Raw genomic sequence first — 1,886 nt, forward strand, 5'->3', positions numbered from 1 at the left:
CTCACACAAGCTATACTACCCGTGATGCAACCAAAACGACAACCGAACTGGGCTACTGATCGGGATCCGCAACCGCCGGAAGGGCCGTGCACTCAAGGCGCAGAGCCCGAAGCGTGGTGGGTCCGCCCTCGTTCGCGGAGCGCATCGTGAAGTGCGGCGGCGTGACGAGAGAGGCTCTTGAACCTTGTCTGGTGCGGGTCGTACGCTCGGCGGCTGCGGTCTCGCACAAGAGCCGTCAGCGCCCAGATCACCGCGAGCATGGCATCGTCGTCCGCCAGTACCGTCTTGACGCAGTCGCTACGCGGGTGTGGCACGTCGATGCGGTGCTCTCGCACCTCGGTGACGACCTTCTCCACGACCTGCACCTTGACCGCGGCATCGCGGTGGGCGCGGCGGTCCTCGTAGGCAGCCTTACGACAGGCGGGTGAGCAGTACAGTCGCGGTCTGCCTGTGCGCTGGACTTCTGTGAGCTTGGTGCCGCAACGCGCGCAGGTGGTTGGCAGCTCGACTCGGCGCTCGACCAGGACGGTTCGGTCACGACGGCGCTGCTCTGCCTGCTTCCGTTCACGGAGGCGCGCGGCCTGGTTGGCTTTGACCTCACTCACGAGCACAATGAGGCGTTTCTGTGCCGCCCGCGTCTCCGGGTCGGGCTCGTCCCGATCCACGGCGGCAAGCTTTGCCAGCACGCGCTTATTGAGGGTTGGAAGTGCCGCGGTGGCGTCGACCAACTCCGCATCGTCGCCCGATTCGAGTGCAGCGACCCACCGCGCGTACCGCTCATCGAATCCCGTCTCGGATGGGTCGTAGCGTTTGGTGGCCATGTTCTACGTTACGTCCGTTTCATCACCGACGAAAGCGGCGGATTCCTCGTCTGCAAGACGCGTGTGGACTCAAAGTGGAGTCGGGCGGACAGGCGAGAGTGTGCATCGTGCGAAGGCCAGTGCACCTGTCTGTCATGCGAGGTGACGATCGGAATCTGCGGCTGCGGGCGACGCGGCGTGAGGAGCCTGACCTCGGCAAGTTGATCGAGTGGGTGCTCGGCATCGCAGAGGCTCGGCACCGCGCCTGGCTGAACGGCGATCCCGACCCCGGGCTCCCACCGCCTGACCACCTCCCGCCTGCACCCCGCTGAGCCCTTCGTCTTGTCAGCGGGGCGCGAGAGAATCGTCACCAAGAAGTACCCGGCAAGGAGCCCACCGTGAGCACCGAGACACTCGACACCAAGACTTCCGATCACGTCGGCGACGCGCCTGTTCTGCTGGCCGTCTCGTATCTGCGGGTCTCCACGCGCGAACAGGCCGAGCGCGGCGGCACCGAGGAAGGGTTCTCGATCCCGGCGCAGCGGGAGGCGAATCACCGCAAGGCCGACGAACTCAGCGCGCGGATCGTGCGGGAGTTCGTCGACGCAGGCGAGTCCGCACGCTCCGCCGACCGCGACGGGCTACAGGAGATGTTGGCGTTCATCGCGGCGACGCGGGTGCAGTTCTGTATCGTGCATAAGCTCGACCGCCTCGCCCGCAACCGCGCCGACGACGTCGCCATCCACCAAGCTCTCCTGACCGCCGGGGTCACCCTCGTCTCAGCTACGGAGTCGATCGACCAGACCCCGTCGGGGATGCTCGTCCACGGGATCATGTCCTCCATCGCCGAATTCTACAGCCGCAACCTCGCCACCGAGGTCACGAAGGGGTTGACGCAGAAGGTCGCGCAGGGTGGCACGCCCATGCGCGCACCCATCGGCTACCTCAACGTCCGCCGCACCGACGACAACGGCCGGGAGATTCGCACCGTCGAGGTCGATCCCGACCGCGCACCACTCATCACCTGGGCGTTCGAACACTACGCGACCGGCGAAACCTCCGTCACCGGCCTCCTCCGTGAGCTGA

General features: G+C 66.1%; 2 protein-coding genes. One reads left to right on the forward strand and one right to left on the reverse strand.

Features of this window, described 5'->3' with window-relative positions:
- Positions 1–92: 92 nt before the first annotated feature.
- Positions 93–821: a hypothetical protein gene (locus FH969_RS14785; protein WP_139987954.1), complete on the reverse strand. Its 729-nt coding sequence runs from the start codon at positions 819–821 to the stop codon at positions 93–95.
- A gap of 377 nt (positions 822–1,198) precedes the next feature.
- Between FH969_RS14785 and FH969_RS14790 the strand changes: the two genes are divergently transcribed.
- The coding region (locus tag FH969_RS14790) for a recombinase family protein (protein ID WP_139987956.1) at positions 1,199–1,886 on the forward strand (688 nt) is incomplete at its 3' end.

The sequence above is a fragment of the Miniimonas arenae genome (assembly GCF_006351005.1).
GTDB lineage: Bacteria > Actinomycetota > Actinomycetes > Actinomycetales > Beutenbergiaceae > Miniimonas > Miniimonas arenae.

Excerpts from the sequence above, each read along its gene's own strand:
- FH969_RS14785 (WP_139987954.1), bottom strand. The coding sequence starts at position 821 with ATGGCCACCAAACGCTACGACCCATCCGAGACGGGATTCGATGAGCGG.